Source organism: Salidesulfovibrio brasiliensis JCM 12178 (genome assembly GCF_001311825.1).
Taxonomy (GTDB): domain Bacteria; phylum Desulfobacterota; class Desulfovibrionia; order Desulfovibrionales; family Desulfovibrionaceae; genus Pseudodesulfovibrio; species Pseudodesulfovibrio brasiliensis.
Window position 1 is genome coordinate 55,895 of record NZ_BBCB01000006.1, and the last position, 23,478, is coordinate 79,372.

The window sequence follows — 23,478 nt, forward strand, 5'->3', positions numbered from 1 at the left end:
TAAAAAAGCTCCGATCCAAGGATCGGAGCTTTTTTTACTGTCTGATTGGTGCCGAAGAGAAGACTCGAACTTCCACGGGATTGCTCCCACATGAACCTGAATCATGCGTGTCTACCAATTCCACCACTTCGGCACGCGGAAGACGTATTTAATGTTTCGTCTTCTAGAATGCAAGCGTTTTTTTGCATATTTTAGTAGCGAAAAAGAATTCCCCCGTCCGCGTCGTCGATGGTCTGACAGCCGGTGAGCACCATGGCCTGCGTGAGCTGGCCCTTGAGTATGTCGATGTATGCTTCCACGCCATCTGTCAGGCCGCCGAGCGCTGCGATAGAGAACGGGCGGCCGACCATTACGCAATCCGCTCCAAGAGCGAGCAGTTTGAGTACGTCCACTCCGTCACGCACGCCGCCATCGGCAAAGATCGTCAGGCTTCCCTTGACCTTTTCGGCCACGCCGGGGAGGACTTCCGCAGTGCCGGGGCAGTGGTCGAGCACTCGTCCACCGTGGTTGGAGACAACGATGCCGTCCACGCCGAGATCGGCGGCGAGAGCTGCCTCATCCGGGGCCATGACGCCCTTGAGAATGAATTTGAGGCCCCAGTCGTGCACGGTCTCGATGACGCTCCTGAGTTCCTCGGGCGTCTTGGGGGAGACCGGTCGGCCCATTTTGCGAAGGGTGATCAGTCCGGCCGCGTCAATGTCCATGCCGATGGCCGGGCAGCCGGTTTCATGGGCTTTTTCGAGTTTTTCGTTCAACTCTACACCTTCCCACGGCTTGACGAACGGAATGCCGTGTCCGCCGTTATCCACGATGGCCTTGTTGCCGCACTCGTGAATGAGCGGGGGAACGCCGTCGCCGGTGCAGCCCACGATTCCCTTGTTCTTGCAGCCGCCCACCACGGCCTGCGTGTACTCTTCTTCCTCGATCTGGCCGCCCATGTTGAAGGAAACGCCGCCGATGGGCGCTGCCATGACGGGCATGTCGAGGTCGATACCGAGAATGCTGGTGGCGGTCTCGGGCTCGGTGGCGCCGTGGATCAGCCGCATGTTCAGCCGTACGTCGTGCAGCGCGTTGACGTTGTTCTTGAACGAGCTGCCAGTGCCGAGGCCGCCCATGCCGGGCACTTCCCCGGCGCAGGCCTTGCCGTCGCAGACTTTGCAGACCCGACAGTATCCTTTCATCAGTTCACGTGCTTTTTCGCGAATTTCTTTCATTGGTATATCCTCCTCGGGATTAAATGAGGCTCCAGAGCATTTTGCTGCCCACGAGGAACAGCAGCAGGGCAAATATCTTCTTGAGCTTGCCCACCGGCAGGCTGTGGGCCAGTTTCGCTCCCAGCGGCGCAGTGAAGATGCTCATGCTGACGATGCCGGCAAGGGCCGGAAGGTAGATGTAGCCGATGGACAGGGACGGAACACCTTCAACGCCGAAACCGCGCCAAGCATACCCCAAAGAACCGGCAATGGCGATGGGCAGGCCGATGGAAGCGGCCGTTCCGATGGCCTGATGGATTCTGACGTTGCACCACGTCAGGAAGGGAACCGAGAGCGTGCCGCCCCCGATGCCAACCAGTGCGGAAAAGATGCCGATGCCGTTCCCTGCGGCGAACATGCCTGCCGGGCCGGGGATGGTCCTGCCCGGCTTGGGCTTCTTGCCGGTGAGCATCTGGTAGGAAACGTAATAGAGGAAGAGGCCGAAGAATCCTTTCAGGAAATTGGTCGGCAGCGCGGTGGCGATGACCGATCCGAGCAGGGTGCCGGTCAGGATGCCGGGGGTGATGACCTTGAAGACGTCCCAGAGTACTGCGCCGTGCTTGCGGTGGGCCAGCATGCTGGAGATGGACGTGAAGATGATGGTGGCAAGCGAGGTGCCGAGGGCGAGGTGCATCATGACCTCGTTGGGCACGCCCTGTGCGGTGAAGCAGAAGTAGAGGATGGGCACGATGACCAGACCGCCGCCGATGCCGAGCAGCCCGGCGAGCACGCCTGCAAAAGCGCCCATGAGCATGTAGGTGATGAAGATGGAAAGCACTGGCGTCTCCTCGTTAATTCATGGTTGTCTGTTCGATTTCACAGAGGTGGTCTTCCATGGCCTTGCGCGCCTCTTCGCTGTCGCCGTTTTCAAGTGCGTCCACAATGCGCATGTGGCCTGTCACGGACGCCAGCCCGCGTGATTCGTTTCGCAGCGGTGCAATTCTGGTGTCGTCAATAAGGGCTTGAGACGCATCCAGCACTTCAAGCACTGCCGTGTTGTTGGCCGCCTCGGCCAGAATGCGGTGGAATCTGCCGTCCTGCTGCGAGTCGTCCTGCTGCTTGAGCACAGCCTGATGCTGGTCGAAGACTACGGCCTTGAGTGCATCAAGCTGTTCCCGCGTGATGCGTTTGGCAGCCAGTGCGGCGATTTGGGGTTCAAGCATGTGGCGCAGCTCGAATATTTCTCCGATGCGCTCGTGGTGTCTGCTTACCGCACTCGTTACGGTCTTCATGATGCTGGAGAAATCGGTGCCTTTGTAATAGGTACCGTCACCGTGGCGGCTCTCCAGAACCCCTGCTTCGGCCAGTGTGCGGAGCGCTTCGCGGATGCAGTTGCGGGAGACATGGAACTGCTCGGCGAGCTTACGCTCTGGCGGCAGCTTGTCTCCGCGCTTGTACCCATTGGTCTCGACAAGCTCGAGGATGCGCTTGGTGATCAGTTGATATTGGGGAGATGTGTTCATATTGGTCCAACCAATTCCTGTTTTGGTGATACCAATACTGAAAGAGGAACCGCATTGCAAGCGCCAATAGCATTTTCGTCAGTTGCGAAAATGGACAAATAAGGTAAGGTGTCAGAAGAATTACAAAACGGGGTGATTTCATGCATGAAACCAGTCTTGGCGGCACCTTGCGCGACTATCTGACCGGCGAGGAAATCGAAGAGACGACCTACGAAGAGTTTCGTCAGGCCCTTGCGAAGATGCTGGTCGAGGAGAAGGGCTATCCGAAGGACCGTCTGCGCGCGAAAGTCGACATCACCTATACAATTGATGGCGAACAGTTCGACCGGCCGGTTGATCTAGTGGTTGTCGGCGATGACGGACAGCCGATTTTCCTGATCATATTCTGTTCGGGAGACGTGGGGAGCTATGAGCGCGAGACGGTCTGTGCTGCGCGTCTCATCGGTGAAACGCCTGCATCGCATGCATTGGTGACGGACACAATGGGTGCTTCACTCATGGACGTGAAGACAGGAGAGTGCGTAGGCAGTGGCATGACCGCGCTGCCGTCATGGGACGAGTTGCAGGAAATGGTCGCAAAAGCCGACATGCAGCCCCTGAACGACGAGCAGAGGGAACGGCAGACCCGGATTCTGCACACCTACAGCGGATTCCTTTTCGGGAGTTGCTGTAATGAGTCCTGCAGCGTGCCCCCGAAAAAAAAGGACTAGTCATCCACGAGAAAGATGCAGTCGCCGGGACAGCACATGGCCGCTTCAGCGATCTCTTCTTCCGTGGCTTCCGGTTTGACAAGAAACGGTTTCTCGGTGCCATCGTCCCAGCCGAATACTTCGGGATTCAGGTCGACGCAGCCGTAACAGCCATTGCATCCGCTCAGGTCGAGCCCGACTTCTTTTTTCTTGGAATCGCTCATGAATCATAGATTAAGTCCCGGACCGGGAAAGGCAAGAATCGGACGCTGAAATCATGCCGAAAAGCAGGGAAGTTTTCGACTACGTGAAAAGTCGGGGCTGGGCAGATCTGTCCGGCCCCGAATCAGTCTTGTTTCTCGCAGCCGGTGAGTATAACGAGAACTATCTTCTGGAAACACGTGACCGTGGTCGTTGCGTGTTTCGCATCAATCACGGCACCCAGCTCGGCCTCGACGATCAGATAGGCTACGAGTTCAGGGTCTTGCAGGCTGTTTATCCCTCCGGCGCGACCCCTGAGCCATACCTTGTGGACAGCGCAGGGACCGAAACCTTTCCCAACGGCGTGCTGTTGATGCGGTTTCTGCCCGGCGGCGCGTTTGCGTATGAAGAGGACTGGCGCGGTGCGGCGGGCGTGTTTGCGGCCGTCCACGGCGTGCCGGTTCCGGACGGGCTGGTGGTTCAGGCCGACCCGGTTCGCGCAATCGCCGAGGAGAGCTTCGAGCTGGTGAATCGCTACCCGGATCATCCCAGAAAACGGGAGCGGGACATGATTCTGCGCTACCGTGACACCGTGCTGAACCTTGCGGACGAGGCCGCCGAGCTGTTTGGCGAAGACCCTCTCTGCGTGGTCAACACCGAGGTCAACTCCGGCAACTTCATCGTGGACCGCGAGCACGATAAGGTCTGGCTGGTGGACTGGGAAAAGGCCGTGGTATCCAGTCGTTTTCAGGATCTCGGGCATTTTATGGTGCCCACCACGACGCTCTGGAAGAGCGATTTCCGTTTTGACGGGCAGGGCAGGAAGGTCTTTGTGGCCGAGTATCTGCGCCGGGCCGGGATTTCCATGTCCCTGAACGACGCGGTCTTCGGTGCGGACATCATGGAGCGGACTATCCTGCTGCGCGCATGAGCTGGTGCTTCATGGCATGGTACGAATACACGCGTCCCGGCAGGGAACTGAAGGACGAGTTCACCTTCGGGCGCATAAACCGGTATCTGGACGAGATGGAATGTTTTTTCAAGCGCGGGGCCTGACGAGGCGCTACGGCGGGACGCCGGTTCTACGGGACGTCACCTTTGACGTGAAGCAGGGCGAGATGGTCTCCATCATCGGCCCGAGCGGGGCGGGCAAGACCACGCTGCTCAAGCTCATCGCGGGGCTGGAGCGCCCGGACGAGGGCGCGCTGCGCTTTGACACCACGCCAACCCGCGAGAACCCGGTCATTCTCGTTTTTCAGGATTACGTCCTCTTTCCCAACATGACAGTCTTTGACAACGTGGCCTTCGGGCTGCGTTCGCGCAGGATCGCCAAGAGCGAAATCCGCAGACGGGTCATGGACGTGCTCGATTATTTCGGACTGGCGGACAAGGCGGATCAGTATCCCAACGAGCTTTCCGGGGGCCAGCGGCAGCGCGTTGCCATCGGACGCGGGTTGGTGGTCAATCCCATGATGCTGCTTCTGGACGAGCCGTTCGCCAATCTGGACCGAAATCTCAAGCTCCAGACAGCCGAGTTCATACGCGAAACCCAGCGCACTTTCGGGGTGACCACCTTAAGCGTCACCCACGATTTGGAGGAGGCCTTTGTGATGTCGGACCGCATCGGCCTGATAATGGACGGCGAACTGGTCCAGTACGGCAGAAGCAAGGACATCTATTTCAATCCGGTGCATGACGAGGCCGCGCGTTTTCTGGGGCCATTGAACATTCTGGAAGGCGAGGCGCTGCGTCTGGTGTCTGATGGCCCGACAGGCCGCGTGGCGGTGCGCCCCGAGGCGCTTGGCTTGACCGTGGACGAGAACGGTCCCGGAATCATTGCCGAGGCCGTGTTTGCAGGGCATTTCACGCGGTTTGCCGTGGATATTGGCGGTGAGCGCATCGTGGTATACGGAAACGGGCCGGGCCTTGTGCCCGGAGCACGGGTTTCCGTGCGGATTCTTGATGAGTTGATTAAAAAGGGGACAGTATAATGAGGGGTTTTATTGCCGCATTCATGGCGGTGCTGATGCTTGCTGTTGCAGGGTGCGCGGATTCCGGGCCGGGCGAGACCGACTGGTTGAACAAAGAGTATTCCGCCATTGAAGAGGCGGCGAAAGACTCAACCGTGCGGTTCTACATGTGGGGCGGTTCCGCGCAGATAAACCAGTGGGTGGACACCTACGTGGCCGAAGAGGTCAGGAACCGTTACGGCATCACGCTGGTGCGCGTGCCCATGGACGCCTCGGTGTTCGTCAACAAGCTGCTGACCGAAAAGGCTGCGGGCAAGACCTCCGGCACCATCGACCTGCTGTGGATCAACGGCGAAAACTTCAAGAAGTGCCGTCAGGCGGACGCGCTCTTTGGGCCGTACGCTGACAAGCTTCCGAATTTTCAGAAATATGTGGACAGGAAACTGGCCGCCCACGACTTCGGGTTTCCTACGGACGGCTATGAAACGCCCTACGGCACTGCCCAGTTTGTGTTTGAATACGATTCCGCGCGGCAGTCCGGCCATCCGGCCGCTTTTGCAAACCTCAAGGAATGGGTGAAGAAAAACCCCGGCCGGTTCACCTACCCGCAGCCGCCGGACTTCACCGGTTCCGCATTCATCCGGCAGGCATTCTATGCCGTGACGGGCGGCAGCGACCAGTATCTCGGTGGTTGGGACGAGGCGCTCTTCAATCGCAACGCCCCCAAGCTCTGGGCGTATCTGAACGATCTCAAGCCGTATCTCTGGCAGGAGGGAAGGGCTTATCCCAAGAATGTCGCCGCGCTCGATACGCTCTTTGCCCGCGGCGAGGTGGACATCAACATGTCCTATCACCCGATGCACGCCCAGAGTAAGATTCTTGAAGGCACGTACCCCGAGAGCGTGCGGACCTTCATCATGAAGGAAGGGTCCATCTTCAACCTGCACTTCACGGCCATCCCGTTTAATGCGTCCAACAAGCCCGGCGCCATGGTGGTGGCCAACTTCCTTATGAGTCCCGAAGCCCAGCTCTCCAAACTCGACCCGGCCAACTGGGGCGACTTCCCCGCGCTGGACAACACGCTGTTGCCCGATGAAATGCGCGAAGCCATGCAGGCGGTGGACCTCGGAGAGCCGACGCTCGGCCCGGACGTCCTTGGTGCCGCGGCCGTGCCGGAGATAGCCGCCGAGTATGTGGAGGCGCTGGAACGCGGCTGGGAGGAGAATGTCCTGCGCTAGGGCCGGAACGGGACGCACGCTTCTCAAGCTGTCGCCCCTGCTGGTCCCTCTGGCGCTGCTCTTTGCCGGAGGACTGGCGCTGGCCGTGGCTCAGTCGTTGGGCTACATGCTGCCGTTCGACTATCATGGTGGCAGGTTCGACGCCTATGCCAACCTGCTCACGGAGCGCTGCATCAAATCCGCCGCGCTATCGCTTTACGTGGCCGTGGTCTCGGCGGGACTGTCCGTGGCCGTGGGCTCGGTGCTCGCCTACGGCATCTGGCGGCTGCCGGAGCGACTCGAGCGCGCCGCCATCGTCTACAAGGTTCCGCTCATTTTGCCGCATATCGCTGTAGCCTTCATCGTACTGATATTCTGGAGTAAATCCGGGGTAGTCAGCGCGGCGGCATATCATGCGGGGTTGGTGGCGAGCATCGACCAGTTCCCTTCGGTCCTTTTTTCCGGCAACGGGCTGGGGATGATTCTCGCATACACCTATAAGGAAATACCGTTCACCATCCTGCTGGCCTACGCGGTCCTCAAGCGCATGGACCCGCAGCTTGTGACCACGGCCTCGATGCTCGGGGCCAGCGAGCCACGGGTGTTCCTGCGCGTGGTGCTGCCGCACATGGCAAAAACGCTGCACACCACCTTCATCATCCTGTTTCTTTACTCTTTCGGAGCCTTCGACATTCCGTTTCTCCTTGGCGAGAGCACGCCCGGAATGCTGTCGATCGAGGTCTATAACCTCTATTTCCGGCGGGAGCTGGCGGACCGGCCAACGGCTATGGCCATCCTGACCTGTATGTTCCTGTTCTCGCTCTTCTTTATCTGGCTCTACACCCGGGTTGCCAAGCAGATGCAGCCAAGGGAGCGCAAGCTGTGAGACACTGGCTGGCGTTCGGCTTCATCGCGTTCTGCGCGCTCTTTCCGCTGCTGGTGCTTGCCGCGTATGTGGCGTCTCCGGGCTGGACGTGGCCGGAGCTGGTGCCCGGACGCTTTGATACCCACGCCGTGGAGTACCTCTTGTCCCAGTATCCGGTCATTACCCGGCACATGCTCTCGTCCGTGGCCTACTCCTTGGCGACGGTGGTGGTGACCTTCTGTCTGAGTATTTTTCCGGCCCATCACTTTGCGCGGCATGACTTTGCGGGCAAGACGTTTCTGGAGGGGCTGCTGCTTGCTCCGGCGTTGGTGCCGTCCATGACGTTTTCCATGGGCGTGCACGTCATGTTCATCCGCACAGGCTGGCAGATACCTTTGTGGGCGTGGTGCTGGCGCTGTCGCTTTTCAGCTATCCTTTCATGCTGCGCGCGCTGGTGGCGGGCTATCAGGCCGTGGGGGAGGAGTATGAACTCTGCGCCGCAAACCTTGGCGCGTCTCGGCTCATGCGGCTTGTAACCGTCGAGATACCCCTGCTGATTCCGTCCGTTGTTGCCGGAGCCTCAGTCGTGTTTCTGGTCGCCTTTTCCGAATACTTCATCGTCTTCCTCATCGGCGGGGGGGCGGTGGATTCCTACACCAACTACCTTTTCCCGTTCCTCAACTCCTCGGACAGAAGTGTCGGCTCACTCCTGACGCTCGTCTTTCTCGCCGTGCCCGTTTTGCTGTTCGGCATCGTTGAGCTGGGCGTGTCGCGCGTCTATCGCAGGCGCGGCATGTATTGAGCCGGATTTTCTGGTCGCCGCTCCTGAAGGATGGTAAAACTCCGCACCATGAAGCAACAGCCGCTTATCAGAAGAGATGAGTTCGAGTGGGAACTGTCCATGACCGGAGATATGCGTGTTCCGGGACGAGTTTTCGCGTCCGAGCGCATCATGCGGGAGATGGACCCCGGCGCGCTGCGTCAGGTAGCGAGGTGGCCTGTCTGCCGGGCATCGTTCGCGCCTCGCTGGCCATGCCGGACGCTCACGCGGGCTATGGATTTCCCATCGGTGGCGTGGCGGCTTTCGATCCTGATGACGGCGGCGTGGTGTCCGCCGGAGGCGTGGGCTTCGACATCGCCTGTGGTGTCCGCACACTGCATACCGGATTGACCCGCGACGATATCCTATCGGCACAGGAAAGGCTTGCCGATGCTCTCCTTGAGGCTGTGCTGCGGGGTCGGCAAAGGTGGCGATATTGTTCTGTCGGGCGATGAGCTGGACGACATGCTGACCCGCGGCGCGGCGTGGGCTGTTTCCAGAGGATGCGGTCGGCAGGAAGACCTTGAACGCATTGAGGACAGGGGCACAGTGCGCGGCGCGACTCCCGGCGAGGTTTCAGCCGAGGCAAAAAAGCGCATCCGCAATCAGGTCGGCTCGCTCGGTTCCGGAAATCATTATCTGGAAGTCCAGTACGCAGCCGAGATTCTGGACCCGGAAAAGGCCGCCGTGTTCGGCATTGCCGAGGGCGATGCGTTCGTAAGCATTCACTGCGGTTCAAGGGGGCTGGGCCACCAGATAGGGACAGACTACCTCGCGCAGATGGCCCCGAAAGGAAAGAAGAAAAAGGTGCGGTTAAACGCGCCCAACCGGCAGTTGGCCAATGCGCCCATTCGCTCGGAGCTTGGCAAACGCTACCTCGGGGCCATGCGCTGCGGCATGAACTGCGCGCTTGCCAACCGCCAGGTGATTGCCCATCTGGTTCGTCGCGCGTTCGCAGATGCTTTCCCGAATGCTGACCTATCGCTTCTCTACGATGTTTCGCACAACACCTGCAAATCCGAAGAGCATGAGGTGGACGGAAGGAAGAGAACCCTTTTTGTTCACCGGAAAGGGGCAACGCGTTCGTTTCCGCCCGGTCATCCGTCGCTTCCGGTAGATATTCGCGAGGCGGGGCAGCCGGTTCTGATAGGCGGCAGCATGGGCTCGGCCTCATACATTTTGGCAGGGACCGAAGCGGCCATGCAGAAGAGTTTTGGGTCGGCCAATCACGGTGCTGGCCGCAGTCTTTCTCGCACGGATGCGAAAAAACTGTTCAAGGGTCGGGACATAGCTGAAACACTACGTCATCAAGGTGTGATAGTTCGTAGCAGAAACATCAAAAGCATTGCCGAAGAAGCACCGGGTGCGTATAAGGAAAGTAGCGATGTGGTGACATCGGCGACAGGGGCGGGACTGGCCCGACCGGTAGCCAGACTCATGCCTCTTGTATGCGTCAAGGGGTAAAGGAGAAGTGAATGAATAGTGAACTCATCGACACCAAGTTTCTCGCCTCCATGCAGGAGAAGAAGCCGTTCGTCAAAAAGATGTTCGCGGTATTCGTCAGTCAGGAGCCGAAACGGATTCAGCAGATTCGCGAATCGCTGGAATCAGGTGACGTCGAGACCCTCAGGCACCTTGCCCATTCCTTGAAGGGCGGGTCGGCAACCATCGGCGCTGAACGTGTCCGAGAGGACTGTCTGTTGTTGGAAAAGGCCACCAAGGCAAATGATATGGATGCCGCCCGTGAGTGTTTTTCCAAGCTGGAACATGACATTCACGACACCTATGCCTTCATGTTCGATTACATCGCCGAAGAATAAGTTTGGCGACAGGCATGAAAAAGCCCCGCTCCGGATTCCGGAGCGGGGCTTTTTTGTTTTCAAATAGGGATGTTAGACGAGCTTTGCTTCCTTGAGAATATCGCGGAGCTTCGGCTCGTTTTCCGGTTCCAGCGGCACCATGGGCAGGCGGAACTCGAGGTTGTCGAAGATGCCCATCATGTGCAGCGCGGTTTTGACCGGGATCGGGTTGGTTTCCATGAACATGCTCGGGCAAGCGGGGCAATCTTGAGGCTCAGGTCCAGCGCCTTGTCCATGTCGCCTTCGCGGAACGCCTTGCAAAGTCCGGCCATTTCTCCCGGCATGATGTTGGAAACAACAGAGATGACACCGCATCCGCCCGCCGCAAGAAGCGGCAGAACCGTGAAGTCGTCACCGGAGAGCATCTGGAAATCCTTGCCGCAGTGTTCGATGACTTCGGCGCACTGCTTGAGGTTGGCGGTAGCTTCCTTGACGCCTATGACTTCCGGCACTTCGTCCTTGATGCGCTTGAGCGTCTCGGGCAGGCAGTTCAGCCCGGTACGGCCCGGCACGTTGTAAACGAAGATGGGCATGGGCACCTCGGCGGCGATGGCCTTGAAGTGCTCGACAAGTCCGTTGGGGGACGGCTTGTTGTAATAGGGGGTAATCATCAGCGCGGCGTCGGCACCGGCGTCCTTGGCGAGCTTGGTCAGCTCGATGGCTTCGCGGGTGCTGTTGGACCCGGCACCGCCAATGACGGGCACGCGGCCCTTGGCCTGATCGACGCAGATCTTGATGATCCGGCCCTGTTCTTCATGCGTCATGGTTGCGGCTTCGCCGGTGGTTCCGCAGGGGACGAGGCCGTCGATACCGTTTTCGATCTGCCAGTCGATGAGGCGGCGATATGCATTTTCATCTACTTCGCCGTTGACGAAGGGGGTGGACAGGGCTGTATAGGCTCCAGTAAATTTCATGGTACTCTCCCTCGTTACTTGGTGTCCGCTTTATCAAATATCCCGCGGACGTGGGGATTTTCTTGGACCGCATCGTTCAGCAGTTCCGCAGCTGAAGAGATCATCTCGTCCGACCACTCGAAGTTGTCGCCCTCGGGCCACGCTTTCAGGGTGAAACGGGTGACGGTCTTGCCGCGCGGATAGGGTCTTGACCAGAGAACCCTGCCTCCGGAAGAAAACCGCTTCACGAAACTCATTCCGCGTCCGCTGCCGAGGAGGATGTGCGGGACGGCGTCGGGGCTCTGGTCGAGGTAGGCTTTCTCTCCATAGCCACCCCAAGGACTCAGTGCCACGAGCAGGTCCACGGTCGGCTTGACCTTGGCGACAGCACGGGTCACTTCTTCCACAAGAAGTGCATCCGGCATGTCCGTTCCTGCCGGGAGGGCTGGGAACGAGAGGAAGCCGACGGTGCCGCCGGGTGTTTCTACCGTGCGAAACGGCGCTGTGTGGCTGTTTTCCAGGCCTTGGGTGGTGTCACGTTCACACGGTCGAGCATCCGCTGTTCTTCTTCGGCGAGCAGCGCGATGTCATAATTCATGAAATCGTACGCTTCCGCAAGGGCCGCGAGCGTGCCCGGCGCAGGCATTTGGCCTGCTCTTGCAGAAACTCAAAGGCACCAGCCACGAGGATTCGTGGCTGGTCCTTGACGTTGTATTGAAAAAAGGTGGCCCGCCGGGCCAGCCCGCCCAAGGTTTTGCCCCCTCACGTCGGGCAGGGGGCTATCTCTCCATACGTGTTGCCCGTGTAGAGCAGCGTCAGAACGGGAGCATCTTGAGCGCTCGCTGGTGCGGCGAGGAGCAGGAACAGGAATAGAGCGAGAACTCGGTACATTTAGTCGTTGATGTATTCCTTGAGCTCTTTACCGGGACGGAAGAAGGGCAGCTTCTTGGGCTTAACCTGCACAACTTCGCCGGTCTTGGGATTGCGGCCGGTGTAGCCTTCGTACTCTTTGAGCTTGAAGCTGCCGAAGCCGCGGATTTCGACGCGGTCGCCGCGCACGAGCGCTTCCTTGATGGAGTCGACAAACGCGCTCACGATCTGCGTGGACTCGTCAACGTGAAGTTTTTCTGTTCGGCCAGAGCTTGATGAGTTCGCTCTTGTTCATCCTTTTCCCCCATGGGTTGCGTTCTCCGCACAGCGCGGACTTGGGAATGAGAACGTATTTGAGAATCTTAACTTTACTAACTATGCCGAAACTTGTGGCTTTTCGTCAACCCCTTTTGGTAGTTAAACCGGAAACTCTTTCAGGATGTGCCTTCCGGCAATACGTTCGAGGTTGTCCTGACGGTAGCGCATGAGCTTGCGGGCAAGGCCGCGTATGTCCTTGGCGGCATTGCATTCCGGGGCAAATTTCATGAACGGGGTCTGTCTTCGCACCGATTCAACGATGGTCATGTCCTGACGTATGTAGCCGAGATTCCTTAGTTCTACGTTCAGGAAGTTGCGGCAGGCCGCAGCCAGACGTTCATAGGTCTGCTTGCCTTCCTTTTGCGAGGTGACCTGATTGACGAGCAGCAGGAAGTCGTTGATACCGTGCTGTGTGTTGAGCACCTTGATGGTGGCGTACCCGTCGGTCAGCGAGGTCGGCTCTGGTGTGACCACCACGATTCTGAGCTGGGTGATGGCCGCAAAAGCCATGGCCGTGTGGTTGATTCCCGCGCCGAGGTCGAGCATCAGGAAGTCATATTGACCGGCCAGCGTGACGAGTTTCCTGAACAGGATGTCCTGCATGTCTTCGTCCATCTCCACCAGCTCGGGAACGCCGCTGGTGGCCGGGAGGATGTCCAGCTTCCTCGATGGAAACCGCCACTTCGGACGGGGAGAGGTCGGTCTGCAACAGGTCCTGAAGGTTGCGTTCCGGGGAAATGCCGAGCAGGACGTCAAGGTTGGCAAGGCCGAGGTCGCAGTCCATGAGCATGGATGAATGTCCCGCTTCGCGCAGGGCGTATCCGAGGTTCAGGACGATGTTGGTTTTACCCACCCCGCCTTTGCCGCTCATGATGGAAAGGCTCAACGTGCTGTTTTCATTGTTCATGGCTTGTATCCTCTATTTCCCGAACAGGAATTGCTTTTCGTTGGCTTGGACGAGGGATTGGCGCGGCACCATGTCGATGTCAGGAATCCGTGAAACCTCAATCTGGTCCTTGCCCTCTGCCTTGGCGCGGTAGAGCGCTTCGTCGGCGAGATCCACGAGCTTTTTGACCGACATGTCGATGGTTCCCTTGTAACATGTCAGTCCGCCCGAAAGCGTGATCGAGAAGGTCGAACCGTCTTCGGCCGTGAAAGTCTGGGAGCGGATTGCCGAGAGAACGCGTTCCAGCACGCGTTTGGCCTTGACGAGGCCAGTGCCGGGCAGGATGAGCGCAAACTCTTCACCGCCGAAGCGGGCGGCGAGGTCGTAGCGACGGATGACGCTGCTGAGTTGGCCTGCAACGCCCACCAGCACCTCGTCGCCCGTGGTGTGGCCGTAGGTGTCGTTGACCGACTTGAAGTCGTCGAGGTCGAGCACCGCGAGGCTCACAGCGGACTTGTTCCTGCGCGCCCGTTCGATCTCCACGTCCAGCATGCGGTCAAAGGACCGCCGGTTGGCAAGCGAGGTGAGCGGGTCGTGGTTGGTCTCGTACGAAAGCTTCTGGAGAGTGCGCTGCACCAACCTGACGTTGGGGGCTGCAGAGCCGTCAAGGGGCAGTGTCAGCCATTCATGCAGGGCGTTCTGGGCGGAGAGGCTTTCCCAGTCCGAGGGCGTCACCCCCGGAAAGAGCCTGCACACCCAGAGCGCGGCCTCGTCCTCGGAGCCGGCGCAGTGCTCGGTTACTTTGGAGCAGAGTTCCTGCTGGAGCTCGTTCATCTCCTTGAGCAGTGCGGACTCGTTGGGAGTAAGGTCGTTATTGTTCGGCATGGGCATGGATCAGGGTGCTGCGGATGATGTCATCCAGGTTGCCGTCCAGCACGTCGTCGACGTTGCTGACCTCGAAGTTGGACCTATGGTCCTTGACCAGCCTGTATGGTTGCAGGGTGTAACTTCTGATCTGGTTGCCGAAGGCGATGGCAGTCTTGTTGGTGTAGTCAGACTGCTGCTCTTCCTCGCGCTTCTTCATTTCCACCTCGTACAGCCGGGCCTTGAGCACTTTCATGGCCGAGAGCTTGTTGCGAAGCTGGGATTTCTCGTTCTGGCACTGCACCACGATGTTTGTGGGCAGGTGGGTGATGCGCACGGCCGAGTTGGTCTTGTTGACGTGTTGCCCGCCGGGACCGGAGGAGCGGAATACGTCAATTCGCAGGTCTTCTTCGCGCACGTCGATTTCGACCTCTTCCTCGATGTCCGGAACCACGTCCACGGAAGAGAACGAGGTGTGCCGTCTGCCGGATGCGTCAAAGGGCGACATGCGGATGAGCCGGTGCACGCCGCGTTCACCGCGCAGGAACCCGAAGGCATAAAGGCCTTCGATGCGCAGGGTTACGCTCTTGACGCCCGCCTCATCGCCGGGCTGGAGGTCCAGAACCTCGGTGGCGAACCCTTTTCTCTCGCCCCAGCGCAGGTACATGCGCATGAGCATTTCGGCCCAGTCCTGCGACTCCACGCCGCCTGCGCCCGGATGAATCTCCAGAATCGCGGCGTTTTTGTCCCGTGGGTGGGTGAAAAGCGTTGCCATTTCCGTCTGACCGAGCCGGGAGCGGAAGGTCTCCAGTGACTCGTCAAGCGCGCCGATGGTTTCCTCGTCGGTTTCTTCCTGCGCAAGCAGCAGCCATTCGTCAAGGTCCTCGCGCGCCGACTTGAGGTCGTCGTACATGGCGAGCTTGGTCTCGAGCTGGCTTTTTTCCTTGAGGACAGGGGTGAGCGCGTCGGGGTTGTCCCATGCGCCCGGGCGGGAGAGTTCAGCCTCTATCTCTTTGAGCCGGTCGGAAGCGTCCTTATAGTCAAAGACGCCCCCAAAGGCTGTCGAACTTGCCGATGAGTTCGGCGGAAAGTGATTTCAATTCGGGATATTCAAGCATGTTTCTCTGGGGTCGTTGTAATGTTCTCAGCTATCCTGCCGTTTTCCCCGCCTTACGGCAACCGTCACGAACGCGAATCCGAGGAACGTGGTGGTCAGAAGCGCTGCCGCAAGCCACGGTTGGATGCTGTGGAATGCGGTGGTGGCAGTCCGGGCGCGTATGACGCCGGTCAGTTGGCTGCTTTCAAACTGCGGCAGCCGGGAGTTGATTCGGCCGAGCGGGTCGATGAAGACCGTGATGCCAGTGTTGGTGCAGCGCGCGATCCAACGGGATTGCTCAATGGCCCGCAGCGTGGTCAGCAAGAGGTGCTGGCGTGGGGCGGACGTCTTGCCGAACCATGCGTCGTTACTGATGTTCACCAGAAACTGCGCACCAAGCTCCACCTGCTTCTGCGCCAAATCCGGGAAGATGGCTTCGTAGCAGATGAGCATGCCGAAGTCCACGCCGCTTTGGGTTGTAAGGCTCTTTGTGTTTTCTCCGGGGACAAAATTCCCGGCGGCCTGCACCAGTTTTTCAAACGGCATTAATTCTTCCAGCGGCATGTATTCGCCGAAGGGCACAAGGTGTTCCTTGTCGTACCAAGTGCTTGCGGAGCCGTCCTCCTTCACGAGGAACGCGCGGTTCAAGAGCACGTAAGAGCGCGTTTTCGGATCAGTGACGCGATAGGCCGGGGAGCCTGCCAGCAGCCGGACATCATGGTCTTTCGCGAACTGCCGGACGCTGAAGCCGTAAGGCGTCCTGTCCTGTAGGTAGAAGGGCATGGCAGTCTCGGGCCAGACGATCAGCTCCGCACCCTGCTGTGCGGCTTGGCGGCTGAGGTCAATGTAGTTGTCAACGGTCTGCTGCTGGTAGTCCGGATCCCACTTCATGCTCTGGTCCACATTGCCCTGTGCCAGCGCCACCGTGACCTCGCGGCCACCGTCTGCAAAAGAGTGAGTTTTCCAGAAGCCGAATCCCAGCAGGAAAACGGCGATGCCCACGGCTATGTACTGCGCTCCCGGAACGGTGCGGTATAAAAGTATTGATACCGCCAGTGCGGCAAATACGCCGGAAAGCGCGAAGGCGCCCATGAGCGACGCGGCCTGAACCGTCAGCGGCCATGCGGCAAACGCCGCGGAAAGCGTGATCCATGGAAATCCGGTGAGGATAAAGGACATGAGCGATTCCAGCGCGGCCCATGACAGCCCGGCCATGAGAATGACCGGCCAGCGCGCGCTTGCGCGTCCGGAAAAGTGCATGCCCATGGAGAAAAGCCCATAAAGTGCGCCGAGCGCACCGCCAGCCAACAGAGGGCAGGGGAGCGCCACATACCAAGGCATGTTGCCGTAGATGCTTACCGGCACCACCATCCAGTACAGACAGCCCGTGCATGCAAGCGTGCCCGCCAGCCAGCCCCACAGAAAGGCGCGCTTGGGTGAAAAGGCGCGGAAGCCTATCCACGCCAGCCCGAGCGGGAAGGCGAGGGCTGCCGGGGGCAGGGAGAGGACGGGGTTGGCGAACCCGAGCCACGCTCCGAGGATGGCGATTAGGGCGAGGGTGGGCATGGAATCAGTCCGTACCCGTTGCCTGCTGCGGTTCCTCCTGCAGTTCGTCAATACGCAGGAGGATTATGTGGCGTTCGTCGGCGGCCATGACGGTGAAGCGTCTGCCCTGAATGTCGAAATATTCTCCGGTATGCGGTACGCGCCCGGCCAGCGCGGCGACGTATCCGCCGATGCTGTCCACGTACTCGGAGTCCATTTCCACGGCGCAGAGCTCGCATATTTCGTCAAGTGGCACGCGGCCTGAGACGAGCAGCGCGCCATCTTCGGTCCGTTCGATCTCTTCGGGCCGTTCTGCGTCGTGCTCGTCGGCCATTTCTCCCACGATTTCTTCAAGGACGTCGGCCATGGTCACGATGCCCGCGGTCCCGCCGTAGATGTCCTGCACCACGGCGATGTGAACTTTTTCGCGCTTGAAAATGCTCAGCATGTCGTCGAGCCGGGTTGTTTCCGGCACGAAAAGCGCGGGGCGCGTAAAATCGTTGATGGACAAATCCACGTTGCCCTTGAGCATGGGCGGAAGCAGATCCTTGACGTGTACCACGCCCACGATGTGGTCGCGCGTGTCGCGAAAAACGGGGATGCGTGAATGATTGCCCTGCTGCACGATGGCGGCAGCGGCGTCGGCCACATTGCTCTTTTCCTCGACGCAGGTCATGTCCGTACGGGGCACCATGACTTCGGTGACGTGCCGTTCGTCGAGCTCAAGGATGTTGAGGAGCATCGAGACTTCTTCACCCTCGATTTCGCCGTCTTCACGGGCTTCGAGGATGTGGTCTTCGAGGTCGTGGCCGTTTTTGTTGAAGATGGACTTGAAAAAGGATCGAAATCGACTGTCCGAGCCGTCTTCCAAGGTGGGACTCCTTTTTGTGGTTGGTATACCCGTTCCGATACGGGACGGTCGCCTTTCCTGAAATCAGTATGTATGCACCGGAAAACCGTCTGTCAACGAAGACTTAGAGGTATCCGCGCTTTTTCAGGTGAACTTCAAGACACGAAATTGTTGCAGGGGTGATGCCGGAAATTCGGGAGGCCTGCCCGAGAGTCATGGGCCGGATGGTGCCGAGCTTTTCTACCGCTTCTCGTGTCAGGCCGGAAACATCAGCGTAATCAAGGTCTTCCGGGAGAGGGACGCTTTCCATCTCACGGAAGCGGTCCACAAGTTCCTGTTGGCGTTTGAGGTATCCTTCGTAACGAACCTGTGTTTCCACCTCATCCAGCACGAGGTCCTTCATATCGCCGATTTCCGGGAGCAGGGCTTCCAGAGGGCGGATACCCACTCCGGGCTGGCGCAGGATGGCGGCCAGCTCCACAGCCTTGCCGGGCACGGTGGCGCCGATGGACTCGAGGAGGTCCCGTGTCTCGCGGTTCGGTCTGACCTTGCACTCGGCCACGGCTTCAAGGAGTGCTTGAATGTCTGCACGCTTGGCGCTGAACATGGCCCACTGGTCGTCGTTCACAAGGCCGTAACTGCGGCCGATCTCGGTGAGTCGAAGGTCGGCGTTGCCCTCTCGGAGCAGCAGACGATGCTCTGCCCGCGAGGTGAACATGCGGTACGGTTCCTGCGTTCCCTTGGTGACGAGGTCATCTACCAGAACGGCCATGTACGCCTGATCGCGTCCGGGCACGAAGGGCGGCAACCCTTCAAAGGTGGCGTGGATGTTCATGGCGGCCCACAGCCCCTGTGCCGCCGCCTCCTCATAGCCCGATGTGCCGTTGATCTGCCCTGCGCACCACAGGCCGGGGAGCGGCTTGGATTCCAGCGTGGGCTTCAACTGTGTGGGCGGAATGTAATCGTATTCAATGGCGTAGCCTGGCCGGACGATCTGGGCGTTCTCCAGTCCCACGCAGGCGTTTATCATGCGCTTCTGCACGTCCAGTGGCAGGGAGGTGGGAATCCCGTTGGGGTAGACCTCGGGGTGGTCGAGGCCTTCTGGCTCCACGAAAATCTGGTGGCGTTCCTTTTCCGGGAAGCGGGCGACCTTGTCCTCGATGGACGGGCAGTAGCGCGCGCCGGTTCCCTCGATGACGCCGGTGAACATGGGGGAGCGATCAAAGCCGGAGCGGATGGCTTCGTGGGCGTCCTCGTTGGTCCACGTCATGTGGCAAGGCAACTGCGGCATGGGGATTTCACTGGTGCGGAAGCTGAACGCGGGCGGCGGAGCGTCGCCGGGCTGGACTTCCATCTTGCTGAAGTCGATGGAGTCCCTGAGCAGTCGCGGCGTGGTTCCCGTCTTGAGGCGGCCGAGTTCGAAACCGTGTTCCATCAGGCAGGCGGACATGGCATCTGCCGAAGGGTCCCCCAGCCTGCCGCCGGAAAAGTTCTTCAGTCCGATGTGGAGCAGGCCGCGCAGGAACGTTCCGGTGGTCAGCATGACGTTCTGCGCCCTGAAGGTTTCGCCGAGGCGGGTGACGATGCCCACGCAGCGGCCGTCCTCCACCATGAGGGATTCCCCGGTGTCCTGCCAGACCCAGAGGTTGGGCTGGGAGAAGATGTCGCGCTTGACCACGCGCATGTACTCGGCGCGGTCGATCTGGGCGCGGGTGGCGCGGACAGCCGGACCCTTGCGGGTATTCAGGGTCCGAAACTGGATGCCTGCCGCGTCGGCCCAGAGGCCCATCATGCCGCCGAGCGCGTCGATTTCCCGGACCATGTGTCCCTTGGCAAGCCCGCCGATGGCCGGATTGCAGGAGAGCTGGCCAATGTGATCGACGTTCATGGTCAGCAGCAGGGTGGTGCGGCCCATGCGCGAGAGCGCCATGGCGGCCTCGCAGCCCGCATGGCCCGCGCCGACCACAATGGCGTCGAAGATATCGGGAAACGGCGCTTTCATGTTGTTCCTCTAGTCTTGCATCAGGACGTGCGCCATGACCTTGGCGTCGCTGATGGTGCTCTTGATGGACGAAGCTTCGTTGGGCTGGTGCGCGAAATGGTTCAGCGTGGACCAGACCAGCGCCTTCTTGCCCTTGCGGCGAAGGATTGCGGCCACGGTGCCGCCGCCGATGCCCATGGGCCGGACGTCTCTGCCACAGACCGCCTTCACGCCTTTGGCAATGCGCTGCACGATCTCGGCATCCGGCGGGGTCGGCGGAGCTGCCTCTTCTCGCATGACGACTTCGTACCCGATGGTGCAGCCGTATTGCGTTTCCACTTCTGCGCCGTATTCCTTGATGCGCTTGAGAATGTCGTCAATGTCGTACTGCGGGAGCACGCGGCTGTCCACGTAGAAGACGTCGCGTCCCGGGATGGTATTCACGTTTTCCACGTTGGGGTCGCGCTTGGTCGGCTCAAATGTGGAGAACGGCGGGGAAAAAAGTTCGTCCTGAGCGTCGAAATCTGCGTAAAGCTGGTTGACCTTCACCACCATGGCCGAGGCCGCCACCATGCGTTCAGCCCTTCGTCAGGGGTGGAGGCGTGGCACTGTTTGCCGTTGACCGTGACTTTGAGCCAGAACATGCCCTTTTCCGCCACTTCCGCTTGGGTGGAGTTCGGGTCGCCGGAGTCCGGCACGAGGATGAGGTCGTTTTCGCCGAAAAGCTCGAGGTGATTGTCGGCGATGAACTGCAAGCCGAAGTCATTGCCGGTTTCTTCGTCGGAAACCATGAGCAGGCCAAAGTTCATGGCCGGGGTCTCGTTCGCCTCAAGAATGGCTTTGGCGGCCAGCAGGCCCGAGACCAGTCCCTGATGGTTGTCCTCCACGCCGCGGCCGACGATGGTGTCGCCGTCACGGTGCAGGGTCCACGGGTCGGAGTTCCACAGGCTGCGTTCGCCAACGGGCACGACGTCCATGTGTGCGATGACCCAGAAAGTCCGGGAAGTGTCCCTGCCAGGAATCACGGCCGCCACGTTGGGACGGTGCCCGCAGGGGACGCGGTCGTCGGGAGCGTTGTATTCTCTGATGTCGGAAATGCCCATGTCGCGCATGAAGCCGATGATCCAGTCTGCCTTTTCGCGTTCGCCGGTGCCGTTGTTGTCAGGAGAGAGGGCGGGACGGGAGACGAGTTCGGACTGGATGGAGACGACCGTTTCGGTCATGGAATCGATGGAATCATAGAGTTTCTTCATGCGTGGCTCCCTGCTGAAAACAGAAAAACGGCGCGGCGTCGAGCGCCGCGCCGATATGGGCAAAAACCGTCCGGGCGGTAAACCGCCCCGCATCCGTCCGAAAGGGTCTAGCGACCGCGGGCGGCGCGCTTGGATGCCTTGAGGGGGTTGACCTTGACCTTGCCTTCCTTGTCCACGGCGGCGCGAACGTGGGTGGCAAAGTTGCAGACGCCGTGGGCCCACTTGCGGGCAGGCTGGGCGTAGCTGGGGCAGAACTTTTCCTCTTCAAAGGGAACAACGCGTTCACAGCCCTCGCACTTTTCGACGATGGGTTCCATGATCACGCCCTTGTACTTGAGACCTTCATCGGTCTTCACGGCGCCTTCGAGAGAGGCGACAACTACTTTCTTGGCCATTGGTGTATCCTCCTAAAAATATATCGGCCGGGGACGGATGCCCATGCGGCTGATGATTGAGTCGTGTTCTTCAAAGACGAAACGGATATGCGCGTTTGACGAGAATTGTCAAGCTTTTTCCCCGAATTTTTCACTTTCGGCGCGACAAAATCCAACGTCGTACAGCCTCGGCTTCCCTGCGCAAAGCGTCCATATCGAGGGTGGTGAAGCGCCCATCCCGATACAGGATTTTTCCGGCGCAAACAGTGAGCATCACCTCATGTCCCGTGGCGGCGTAGGCGCAGTGGGAAACCGGGTCGTTCATGGGCAGCATGTTCGGCTCGCTCAGGCTTAGGGCGCAGAGGTCGGCAGGCCTTCCCGTTTCGATGGCTCCGAGTTCCGGCCAGTGCAGGCAGCGTGCAGAGCCTTCCGTGGCCATGGCAAAGGAGCTTGCGGCAGAAACGGCAGATGCGTCACGGTCCCGCACCTTGCCGCAGAGCGCAGCCAGCCCCATCTCGCGGAACATGTTCAGCTGGTTGTTGCTTGCCGAACCGTCAGTGCCGATGCCGACGCTCACTCCTGCATCGAGCATGGCTTGCACAGGGGCGATGCCTGATGCGAGTTTCAGGTTCGAGGCAGGGTTGTGGCTGACTTTTGCCCCGGCCTCGGCGATCAGCCCGATTTCATGGTGAGTCACATCCACGCAGTGATGCAGCGTGCAGCGGTGGTCGAGGATTCCGAGCGAGTGGAGCAGTTCGACGGGCCGTTTTGCGGTCTTGGTCAGACAATCTGCCGTCTCCTCTGGGGATTCGGCAAGATGAATCTGCCACGCAACGTCCAGTTCCTCGGCCAGCGCGTGGCTTTCGGCCAGCTCGTCCGGCTTGACCGTGAAGACCGCATGCGGCGTTACGGCCGTGCGGATGCGTTCATGGTCATCATACGTATGCTCCAGTGACCTTATTACATCCCAGCAATCTTGCGCCGTGGGAAACATGGGTGAGGGAAATCCGAAGAAGCCCTCGCCGAGAATGGCCCTGATGCCGGATTCATCGACTGCCTTTCCTGTGTTTTCTTCGCTTATGTAGCCATTCAGGAAGGCCGTGGTGCCGGTGCGGATCATCTCCGCGCAGCCGAGCAGCGCGCCCAGATGGAGCAGCTCCGGGGTGAGTTGCCCTTCCACTGGCCAGATATGATCCCTGAGCCATTCAAGCAGGGGCAGGTCGTCCGCGATGCCCTTGAGCAGGGTCATGGGCAGGTGCGTATGTGCATTGACGAGGCCCGGCAGCAGGAGCGCCGGGCCGAGGTCGATGCGTTTTTCAGGGGCGTGGCTGCGAACCAGCGATTCCGCGGAGCCTACTGACGTAATGTGGCCACCGCGTATCACGACGCCCGCATTTTCAAGCGTGACGCCGCCATGGATGATTGCCATGTCTGCCGTTATCAGCAGATCGCATTCGGAGGGGGCGGCCATGAATATTGTATCCGTTTAGTCGTCGAAGCCGCCGATGGTCCGGGTCAGGACCGTGGTGACTTTTTCGACGTTGCTTTTGAATACTTCAAGAATGTCGTCCCAACTAACCGGCTCCTCGTCGGTCTTCCAGCAGTCGTAGTCCGTGCTCATGGCCACGGCTGCGTACGGAACGGCTGCCTCGTTGGCCAGTGCGCACTCCGGGGCAACACTCATGTTGATGACGTCCGCGCCCCAGATGCGGAACATGTTCGATTCCGCGCGGGTGGAGAAGCGGGCGCCTTCAATGGTGATGACCGTCCCTTTAGGGTGATGCTCCACACCTGCGTCTTTGCAGGACTGGATGAGCTTGGCCCGCAGCGTTTCGTCAAAGGGATCGGCCATTCCGGTGTGAACGGCCGAATGGGGCTCGAAACGGTGGTGGAAGGTGTTTCCCGGCCGTCTGGTGAAGTCGATGAACTGATCGAGGATGACCAGATGGCCGCGGTCGATCTCTTCGCGGAGCGAGCCGCAGGCCGTGGTTGCGAGGATCATGTCCGCGCCCCAGTCCTTGAGGGCGAGGATGTTGGCCCTGTGATTGACCGCGTGGGGAGGAATGGTGTGTTCCCTTCCGTGGCGGGCGATGATGGCGACTTCCTTGCCTGCGATGGTTCCGACTTTGAGCGGGGAGCTCGGCGGGCCGAACGGGGTTTCCGTCTGGATGTCGCTTGCGTTTTCGAGAAGGTCCGGGTTGTCGAGGCCGC

At 59.7% G+C, this 23,478-nt stretch carries 22 protein-coding genes, 1 tRNA gene and 5 pseudogenes; 10 read left to right on the forward strand and 18 right to left on the reverse strand.

Going from position 1 to position 23,478, the window contains the following annotated elements:
- Positions 1 to 46: 46 nt before the first annotated feature.
- The 4 genes from JCM12178_RS03750 to JCM12178_RS03765 form a co-directional block, all read right to left on the reverse strand.
- Positions 47 to 133, reverse strand: a tRNA-Leu gene (locus tag JCM12178_RS03750).
- A gap of 58 nt (positions 134 to 191) precedes the next feature.
- A complete protein-coding gene (locus tag JCM12178_RS03755; protein WP_054648896.1) occupies positions 192 to 1,214 on the reverse strand; it encodes an alpha-hydroxy-acid oxidizing protein in 1,023 nt (340 codons plus the stop codon).
- Between the two features lie 19 nt (positions 1,215 to 1,233).
- Positions 1,234 to 2,031, reverse strand: a complete 798-nt coding sequence (locus tag JCM12178_RS03760; RefSeq protein WP_054648898.1) for a sulfite exporter TauE/SafE family protein — start codon at positions 2,029 to 2,031, stop codon at positions 1,234 to 1,236.
- Between the two features lie 13 nt (positions 2,032 to 2,044).
- Positions 2,045 to 2,716 carry a FadR/GntR family transcriptional regulator gene (locus tag JCM12178_RS03765; RefSeq protein WP_054648900.1) on the reverse strand — a complete coding sequence of 224 codons (672 nt, stop codon included), beginning with the start codon at positions 2,714 to 2,716 and terminating at the stop codon, positions 2,045 to 2,047.
- Positions 2,717 to 2,856: 140 nt separating this feature from the next.
- Between JCM12178_RS03765 and JCM12178_RS03770 the strand changes: the two genes are divergently transcribed.
- Entirely contained in the window at positions 2,857 to 3,426 is a 570-nt protein-coding gene (locus JCM12178_RS03770) for a type I restriction enzyme HsdR N-terminal domain-containing protein (protein ID WP_054648902.1), read from the forward strand.
- Here the strand turns inward: JCM12178_RS03770 and JCM12178_RS03775 are convergent.
- The gene (locus JCM12178_RS03775) at positions 3,423 to 3,629 is read right to left on the reverse strand and encodes a 4Fe-4S domain-containing protein (RefSeq protein ID WP_054648904.1); all 207 of its coding nucleotides are present in this window, start codon (positions 3,627 to 3,629) and stop codon (positions 3,423 to 3,425) included. The genes JCM12178_RS03770 and JCM12178_RS03775 overlap by 4 nt on opposite strands.
- 53 nt (positions 3,630 to 3,682) lie before the next feature.
- On the opposite strand from JCM12178_RS03775, the gene JCM12178_RS03780 reads away from it, so the two are divergent.
- The 9 genes and pseudogenes from JCM12178_RS03780 to JCM12178_RS03810 all read left to right on the forward strand — a co-directional run bounded on the left by JCM12178_RS03780 (position 3,683) and on the right by JCM12178_RS03810 (position 10,298).
- Positions 3,683 to 4,537, forward strand: coding sequence for a phosphotransferase family protein (locus JCM12178_RS03780; RefSeq protein ID WP_245628597.1), 855 nt, complete (start codon positions 3,683 to 3,685; stop codon positions 4,535 to 4,537).
- The gene (locus tag JCM12178_RS20435; protein WP_284690197.1) at positions 4,534 to 4,662 is read left to right on the forward strand and encodes a hypothetical protein; all 129 of its coding nucleotides are present in this window, start codon (positions 4,534 to 4,536) and stop codon (positions 4,660 to 4,662) included. The genes JCM12178_RS03780 and JCM12178_RS20435 overlap by 4 nt, the downstream gene beginning before the upstream one ends.
- Complete coding sequence (locus JCM12178_RS03785) at positions 4,638 to 5,597, forward strand: ABC transporter ATP-binding protein (protein ID WP_054648906.1); 960 nt, start codon at positions 4,638 to 4,640, stop codon at positions 5,595 to 5,597. The genes JCM12178_RS20435 and JCM12178_RS03785 overlap by 25 nt, the downstream gene beginning before the upstream one ends.
- The gene (locus JCM12178_RS03790; protein ID WP_054648908.1) at positions 5,597 to 6,814 is read left to right on the forward strand and encodes an ABC transporter substrate-binding protein; all 1,218 of its coding nucleotides are present in this window, start codon (positions 5,597 to 5,599) and stop codon (positions 6,812 to 6,814) included. The genes JCM12178_RS03785 and JCM12178_RS03790 overlap by 1 nt, the downstream gene beginning before the upstream one ends.
- Complete coding sequence (locus tag JCM12178_RS03795; protein ID WP_054648910.1) at positions 6,801 to 7,679, forward strand: ABC transporter permease; 879 nt, start codon at positions 6,801 to 6,803, stop codon at positions 7,677 to 7,679. Before JCM12178_RS03790 ends, JCM12178_RS03795 begins: the two co-directional genes overlap by 14 nt.
- Positions 7,676 to 8,194, forward strand: a complete 519-nt coding sequence (locus tag JCM12178_RS19270; protein ID WP_245628598.1) for an ABC transporter permease family protein — start codon at positions 7,676 to 7,678, stop codon at positions 8,192 to 8,194. The genes JCM12178_RS03795 and JCM12178_RS19270 overlap by 4 nt, the downstream gene beginning before the upstream one ends.
- Positions 8,098 to 8,460: an ABC transporter permease gene (locus JCM12178_RS19275; RefSeq protein ID WP_245628599.1), complete on the forward strand. Its 363-nt coding sequence runs from the start codon at positions 8,098 to 8,100 to the stop codon at positions 8,458 to 8,460. Before JCM12178_RS19270 ends, JCM12178_RS19275 begins: the two co-directional genes overlap by 97 nt.
- A 230-nt stretch (positions 8,461 to 8,690) precedes the next feature.
- Positions 8,691 to 9,942: pseudogene (locus JCM12178_RS03805) on the forward strand (RtcB family protein).
- 11 nt (positions 9,943 to 9,953) lie between these two features.
- Positions 9,954 to 10,298, forward strand: a complete 345-nt coding sequence (locus JCM12178_RS03810) for an Hpt domain-containing protein (RefSeq protein WP_054648912.1) — start codon at positions 9,954 to 9,956, stop codon at positions 10,296 to 10,298.
- A 72-nt stretch (positions 10,299 to 10,370) separates the two neighbouring features.
- On the opposite strand, the pseudogene dapA reads toward JCM12178_RS03810, so the two are convergent.
- From dapA to JCM12178_RS03875, 13 genes and pseudogenes are all read right to left on the reverse strand, one after another.
- Positions 10,371 to 11,251, reverse strand: a pseudogene (gene dapA / locus JCM12178_RS03815) (4-hydroxy-tetrahydrodipicolinate synthase).
- A 14-nt stretch (positions 11,252 to 11,265) separates the two neighbouring features.
- Positions 11,266 to 11,655 (reverse strand): hypothetical protein, encoded by a 390-nt coding sequence (locus JCM12178_RS03820; RefSeq protein ID WP_054648914.1) that lies wholly within the window; start codon positions 11,653 to 11,655, stop codon positions 11,266 to 11,268.
- A gap of 466 nt (positions 11,656 to 12,121) precedes the next feature.
- Positions 12,122 to 12,395 (reverse strand): annotated as a pseudogene (locus JCM12178_RS03825) (HU family DNA-binding protein).
- Positions 12,396 to 12,517: 122 nt separating this feature from the next.
- Positions 12,518 to 13,325 (reverse strand): annotated as a pseudogene (locus JCM12178_RS03830) (MinD/ParA family protein).
- A 12-nt stretch (positions 13,326 to 13,337) separates the two neighbouring features.
- Positions 13,338 to 14,189, reverse strand: a complete 852-nt coding sequence (locus JCM12178_RS03835) for a GGDEF domain-containing protein (RefSeq protein WP_054648934.1) — start codon at positions 14,187 to 14,189, stop codon at positions 13,338 to 13,340.
- A protein-coding gene (gene prfB, locus JCM12178_RS03840; protein ID WP_157054725.1) for a peptide chain release factor 2 occupies positions 14,176 to 15,286 on the reverse strand; the annotation gives its coding sequence in 2 pieces (ribosomal slippage) (positions 14,176 to 15,210 and positions 15,212 to 15,286; 1,110 coding nt in all). The genes JCM12178_RS03835 and prfB overlap by 14 nt, the downstream gene beginning before the upstream one ends.
- Positions 15,287 to 15,312: 26 nt before the next feature.
- Positions 15,313 to 16,830 (reverse strand): apolipoprotein N-acyltransferase, encoded by a 1,518-nt coding sequence (gene lnt, locus JCM12178_RS03845; RefSeq protein WP_054648918.1) that lies wholly within the window; start codon positions 16,828 to 16,830, stop codon positions 15,313 to 15,315.
- 4 nt (positions 16,831 to 16,834) lie between these two features.
- On the reverse strand, positions 16,835 to 17,680 hold the full coding sequence (locus JCM12178_RS03850; RefSeq protein ID WP_054648920.1) for a hemolysin family protein: 846 nt from the start codon (positions 17,678 to 17,680) through the stop codon (positions 16,835 to 16,837).
- Between the two features lie 103 nt (positions 17,681 to 17,783).
- Positions 17,784 to 19,661, reverse strand: coding sequence for a tRNA uridine-5-carboxymethylaminomethyl(34) synthesis enzyme MnmG (gene mnmG, locus JCM12178_RS03855; protein ID WP_054648922.1), 1,878 nt, complete (start codon positions 19,659 to 19,661; stop codon positions 17,784 to 17,786).
- A gap of 9 nt (positions 19,662 to 19,670) precedes the next feature.
- Positions 19,671 to 20,893: pseudogene (locus tag JCM12178_RS20195) on the reverse strand (M20 family metallo-hydrolase).
- A 107-nt stretch (positions 20,894 to 21,000) separates the two neighbouring features.
- A complete protein-coding gene (locus tag JCM12178_RS03865; RefSeq protein WP_054648924.1) occupies positions 21,001 to 21,288 on the reverse strand; it encodes a PxxKW family cysteine-rich protein in 288 nt (95 codons plus the stop codon).
- 130 nt (positions 21,289 to 21,418) lie between these two features.
- Entirely contained in the window at positions 21,419 to 22,738 is a 1,320-nt protein-coding gene (locus JCM12178_RS03870) for an amidohydrolase (RefSeq protein WP_054648926.1), read from the reverse strand.
- A 15-nt stretch (positions 22,739 to 22,753) separates the two neighbouring features.
- Positions 22,754 to 23,478: MTAP family purine nucleoside phosphorylase (locus JCM12178_RS03875; RefSeq protein WP_054648928.1), on the reverse strand; the 725-nt coding region annotated here is incomplete at its 5' end.

Bases quoted from the DNA above. Each gene is read 5' to 3' on its own strand.
- JCM12178_RS03770 (WP_054648902.1), top strand. From the start codon at position 2,857: ATGCATGAAACCAGTCTTGGCGGCACCTTGCGCGACTATCTGACCGGC.
- JCM12178_RS03780 (WP_245628597.1), top strand. From the start codon at position 3,683: ATGCCGAAAAGCAGGGAAGTTTTCGACTACGTGAAAAGTCGGGGCTGG.
- JCM12178_RS03820 (WP_054648914.1), bottom strand. From the start codon at position 11,655: ATGCCGGATGCACTTCTTGTGGAAGAAGTGACCCGTGCTGTCGCCAAG.
- JCM12178_RS03765 (WP_054648900.1), bottom strand. From the start codon at position 2,716: ATGAACACATCTCCCCAATATCAACTGATCACCAAGCGCATCCTCGAG.
- JCM12178_RS03775 (WP_054648904.1), bottom strand. From the start codon at position 3,629: ATGAGCGATTCCAAGAAAAAAGAAGTCGGGCTCGACCTGAGCGGATGC.
- JCM12178_RS03835 (WP_054648934.1), bottom strand. From the start codon at position 14,189: ATGCCGAACAATAACGACCTTACTCCCAACGAGTCCGCACTGCTCAAG.
- JCM12178_RS03810 (WP_054648912.1), top strand. From the start codon at position 9,954: ATGAATAGTGAACTCATCGACACCAAGTTTCTCGCCTCCATGCAGGAG.
- mnmG (WP_054648922.1), bottom strand. From the start codon at position 19,661: ATGAAAGCGCCGTTTCCCGATATCTTCGACGCCATTGTGGTCGGCGCG.
- JCM12178_RS03785 (WP_054648906.1), top strand. From the start codon at position 4,638: ATGTTTTTTCAAGCGCGGGGCCTGACGAGGCGCTACGGCGGGACGCCG.
- JCM12178_RS19275 (WP_245628599.1), top strand. From the start codon at position 8,098: ATGCTGCGCGCGCTGGTGGCGGGCTATCAGGCCGTGGGGGAGGAGTAT.
- JCM12178_RS03755 (WP_054648896.1), bottom strand. From the start codon at position 1,214: ATGAAAGAAATTCGCGAAAAAGCACGTGAACTGATGAAAGGATACTGT.
- JCM12178_RS03790 (WP_054648908.1), top strand. From the start codon at position 5,597: ATGAGGGGTTTTATTGCCGCATTCATGGCGGTGCTGATGCTTGCTGTT.
- lnt (WP_054648918.1), bottom strand. From the start codon at position 16,830: ATGCCCACCCTCGCCCTAATCGCCATCCTCGGAGCGTGGCTCGGGTTC.
- JCM12178_RS03865 (WP_054648924.1), bottom strand. From the start codon at position 21,288: ATGGCCAAGAAAGTAGTTGTCGCCTCTCTCGAAGGCGCCGTGAAGACC.
- JCM12178_RS20435 (WP_284690197.1), top strand. From the start codon at position 4,534: ATGAGCTGGTGCTTCATGGCATGGTACGAATACACGCGTCCCGGCAGG.
- JCM12178_RS03870 (WP_054648926.1), bottom strand. From the start codon at position 22,738: ATGGCCGCCCCCTCCGAATGCGATCTGCTGATAACGGCAGACATGGCA.
- JCM12178_RS03795 (WP_054648910.1), top strand. From the start codon at position 6,801: ATGTCCTGCGCTAGGGCCGGAACGGGACGCACGCTTCTCAAGCTGTCG.